The 3,856-nt window shown below is 73.5% G+C and carries 5 protein-coding genes; 2 read left to right on the top strand and 3 right to left on the bottom strand.

From position 1 onward, the window contains the following. Together GTW67_RS38070 and GTW67_RS00620 are read left to right on the top strand one after the other, a co-directional pair. On the top strand, nucleotides 1-150 hold a 150-nt coding region (locus GTW67_RS38070; protein WP_161162819.1), incomplete at its 5' end, for a phosphoglucose isomerase-related protein. A gap of 102 nt (nucleotides 151-252) precedes the next feature. Continuing rightward, nucleotides 253-1,212 carry a hypothetical protein gene (locus GTW67_RS00620; protein ID WP_161162818.1) on the top strand — a complete coding sequence of 320 codons (960 nt, stop codon included), beginning with the start codon at nucleotides 253-255 and terminating at the stop codon, nucleotides 1,210-1,212. Nucleotides 1,213-1,285: 73 nt separating this feature from the next. On the opposite strand, the gene pgl is transcribed toward GTW67_RS00620, so the two are convergent. The 3 genes from pgl to GTW67_RS00605 form a co-directional block, all read right to left on the bottom strand. After that, nucleotides 1,286-2,071 carry a 6-phosphogluconolactonase gene (pgl, locus tag GTW67_RS00615; RefSeq protein ID WP_161162817.1) on the bottom strand — a complete coding sequence of 262 codons (786 nt, stop codon included), beginning with the start codon at nucleotides 2,069-2,071 and terminating at the stop codon, nucleotides 1,286-1,288. After that, nucleotides 2,068-3,129, bottom strand: a complete 1,062-nt coding sequence (opcA, locus tag GTW67_RS00610; RefSeq protein ID WP_161162816.1) for a glucose-6-phosphate dehydrogenase assembly protein OpcA — start codon at nucleotides 3,127-3,129, stop codon at nucleotides 2,068-2,070. The genes pgl and opcA overlap by 4 nt, the downstream gene beginning before the upstream one ends. Beyond that, a partial coding sequence (locus tag GTW67_RS00605) for a glucose-6-phosphate dehydrogenase (RefSeq protein ID WP_161162815.1) occupies nucleotides 3,126-3,856 on the bottom strand: 731 nt, incomplete at its 5' end. The genes GTW67_RS00605 and opcA, both read right to left, overlap by 4 nt.

The following is a 3,856-nucleotide window of genomic DNA, read 5'->3' as shown; positions in this document are numbered from 1 at the left end:
GACTCCTTCGACCAGTGGGGCGTCGAGCTCGGCAAGGTCCTCGCCAAGCGCGTCGCGCCCGCCCTCACCGACGGCGACGAGGTCCCCGGCCTGGACGCCTCCACGAAGGCCCTGGTCACCGCGTACCGGGAGCTGCGCGGGCGGCGGTAAGCACGGGTGCGGACAGGCGGACGACGTGACGCCGTCCGCCTGTCGTAGAATCCCCCGGCGATCATCAGGACGATCACCACGGCTAGTGCTCGGGGGAGCAAGGTGGCACGTACGCACGGAACTTGGACAGGCGGCCGGCTGACGGCCCGGTCCCTCATCAATCCCAAGCAGGTGGCGACCGCGGTGTTCCACCCCGCGTGGATCCCGCCCTCGGTGGACCCCTCGATCGAGCAGCTCAAACGCTTCCGGGTCATCGCGGGCGCGGTCGCCTCGCTCGGCGTCTACACCATCCTCGAGGGCGGCTTCGACGCCACGGAGCTGCTGGAGAACGCGCTGACGGCCTCCGTCGTCCTGCTGTTCATCACCCCGCTGGCGGTCGGCGCGATGCTCTTCGTCTGGCGGCGCACCGGCACCGTGGGGCAGTTGCGGGGGCCGCTGTTCAACGCGCTCAAACTGCTGCTGCTGTTCGTCGGCTGCGTCGCCGCCCTGGTGGTGCTCGTGACCACGGTCAACGCCTCGGCCAACCCCGCGGTGATCATGGTCGGCGGTCTGACGATGCTGTGGATGCTCGGGTTCGTGGTCTGGGGCGCCGTCCGGGTCTCCGGGAACTTCTTCGGCACCGCCGCCGTCCACCGCTGCCTCCCGGCGCTGCTGGCCACCGTGACGAGCTGGCTGATGGCCATCCCGGACCTCGTCACCGGCGACCTGCACGGGCTCAGCCTCACCCTCGGCATCGTCTTCATCCTGGGCGCGCCCGTCACGGTCACCGCGATCGCCCTGCTGGAAATGGGCCGGCTCAAGCGGCGCTACGGGATCCGGCTGAACGCCCACCCGGCGACCCTCCCGCCGCTCCCCGGGCACCTCCCGCCGACCGGGCTGCCGCACGTACCGCCGCAGGGCCACCCGTACGCGCCCCCGTACCCGCCCGCGGGCACCGGCCACCCGTACGCCCCCGGCCCGCAGCACCCGTACGCGCCGCCGCAGCAGCCGCCGTACGCGCCGCCGCCGTACGCACCGCACCCGTACGGCAACCCCTACTCCCCGGGGCCGAACAGGCCCTGACGGCTGCCGCACACACCGGAACGCCGGGCCCCCGTCGAAGCGGGACCCGGCGTTCCGGTGTGTACGGACGCTGCTACGCCGACGCCGGCGGGTACATCGTCCGCGGCAACTCGGAGGCCGCCGCCGCGTCCAGCAGCCACAGGGTGCGGGCGCGGCCCCGCGCCCCGGCCGCCGGAGCCTGGATCTCGCCGGCGCCCGACAGGGCCATCGCCACGGCGTTCGCCTTGTCCTCGCCCGCCGCGAGCAGCCAGACCTCACGGGCCGTGCGGATCGCGGGCAGGGTCAGGGAGACCCGGGTGGGCGGCGGCTTCGGGGAGCCGTGGACGCCGATCACCATGCGCTCCGTCTCCCGGACCCCCGGGTGCTCCGGGAACAGCGAGGCCACGTGCGTGTCCGGGCCGACGCCGAGCAGCAGGACGTCGAAGGACGGCACCGTCGTGTGGTTCTCCGGCGCGGCCGCCTTCGCCAGCTCCGCCGCGTACGCCGCCGCGGCGGCCTCCACGTCGGTGCCGTACGGGCCGTCCGAGGCGGGCATCGCGTGCACCCGCTCCGGGTCCAGCGGCACCGCGTCCAGCAGGGCCTCGCGGGCCTGCGTGACGTTGCGCTCCGGGTCGCCCTCCGGCAGGAAGCGCTCGTCGCCCCACCACAGGTCGAGGCGGGACCAGTCGACCGCGTCCCGGGCGGGGGACGCCGCCAGCGCGGCCAGCAGGCCGTTGCCGTTGCGGCCGCCGGTCAGGACCACGGACGCCGAGCCCCGGGAGGACTGGGCGTCCACGATCTTCGTGATCAGCCGGGCCGCCGCGGCCTCGGCCATCAGCTCCTTGTCCCGGTGCACGACCAGCTGGGGAGTGTCACTCACTTCGCCGCCGCCTTCCTCACCGGGGTCTTCTCCTGCGCCGCGTCCTTCGCGGGAGCTTTCGCAGCCGTCTCGACGGGAGCGGGGACCGCGACGCGCCCCCCTTTGCCGGACGCGTCGGCCTCCCCGCCGGCCGCCGCGGTCAGCCGGTCCACGCCGAAGCGCAGCGCCGAGGCGTACGTGTCGTCGGGGTCCAGGCGCCGCAGCTCCTCCGCGATCAGCTCGGCCGTCTCGCGCCGCTTGAGCGCCACCGCACGGCCCGGCTGGCCCTGGATGGACAGGGTCGCGAGCGAGCCGTCGGCACGGTCCAGGACGACCGGGCCGCAGTCGGTGTCCATCCGGACCGCGGTCAGCCCCGGACCACCGGACGTGGTCCGCTGCACCGGCACGTCCAGCCGGTCCGCGAGCCACATCGCCAGCAGTTCGCAGCTCGGGTTGTGCTCCTCGCCCTCCACCTCGACGCCCTGCACCCGGCAGTCGACCTGGTCCAGGGCCGCCGCGAGCATCGACCGCCACGGGGTGATCCGGGTCCAGGACAGGTCGGTGTCGCCCGGCGTGTAGGCGTCGGCACGGGCCGCCAGCTCCCGTACCGGCTCCTCGCAGGCGTAGGTGTCGGTGACCCGGCGCTGGGCCAGCGCGCCCAGCGGGTCGCCGGCCGGATCCAGCGGCGCGTTCACCGGCCACCACACCACGACCGGCGCGTCCGGCAGCAGCAGCGGCAGGACGACCGACTGGGCGTGGTCGACGACGTCGCCGTACAGCCGCAGCACCACCGTCTCGCCGGTGCCCGCGTCGGCGCCGAGGCGGACCTCGGCGTCCAGCCGGGACCGGGTGCGGTCCCGGGGCGAACGCGAGACGCGCTTGATGACGACGAGCGTGCGCGAGGGGTGCTCGTGCGCGGCGTCGCTCGCGGCCTTCAGCGCGTCGTAGGCGTTCTCCTCGTCGGTGACGATGACCAGCGTGAGCACCATGCCGACGGCCGGCGTGCCGATCGCCCGGCGGCCCAGCACCAACGCCTTGTTGATCTTGCTGGACGTGGTGTCCGTGAGGTCTGTCTTCATGGCCGGCGCCAGCTCCGTCCGTCTCGCTCGAGCATCTCGTCCGCCTCGACGGGCCCCCACGTACCGGACGGGTACTGCGCGGGCCTGCCGTGCTCGTCCCAGTACTCCTCGATCGGGTCGAGGATCTTCCAGGACAGCTCGACCTCCTCGGTGCGCGGGAACAGGTTCGCGTCACCGAGCAGCACGTCCAGGATCAGACGCTCGTACGCCTCCGGGCTGGACTCCGTGAAGGACTCGCCGTACGCGAAGTCCATCGACACGTCCCGGATCTCCATCGACGTGCCCGGCACCTTGGAACCGAAGCGGACGGTGACGCCCTCGTCGGGCTGGACGCGGATGACGATCGCGTTCTGGCCCAGCTCCTCGGTGGCCGTCGTGTCGAAGGGGGAGTGCGGGGCCCGCTGGAAGACCACCGCGATCTCCGTGACGCGGCGGCCCAGCCGCTTGCCGGTGCGCAGATAGAAGGGGACGCCCGCCCAGCGGCGGTTGTCGATCCCGACCTTGATCGCGGCGTAGGTGTCGGTCTTCGACTTGGGGTCGATGCCGTCCTCTTCGAGGTAGCCGACGGCCTTCGCGCCGCCCTGCCACCCGGCCGCGTACTGGCCGCGCACCGTGTCCCGGCCCAGGTCCTTGGGAAGGCGGACCGCGCCGAGCACCTTGGTCTTCTCCGCCGCCAGCGCGTCCGCGTCGAAGGAGGCGGGCTCCTCCATCGCGGTCAGGGCGAGCA

The sequence above is a fragment of the Streptomyces sp. SID5910 genome (assembly GCF_009862125.1).
Taxonomy (GTDB): domain Bacteria; phylum Actinomycetota; class Actinomycetes; order Streptomycetales; family Streptomycetaceae; genus Streptomyces.
This window is presented reverse-complemented; position numbering and strand designations above follow the sequence as displayed.

What these genes read in the sequence shown, in the direction of transcription:
- opcA (WP_161162816.1), bottom strand. Translation starts at nt 3,129, where the DNA reads ATGAAGACAGACCTCACGGACACCACGTCCAGCAAGATCAACAAGGCG.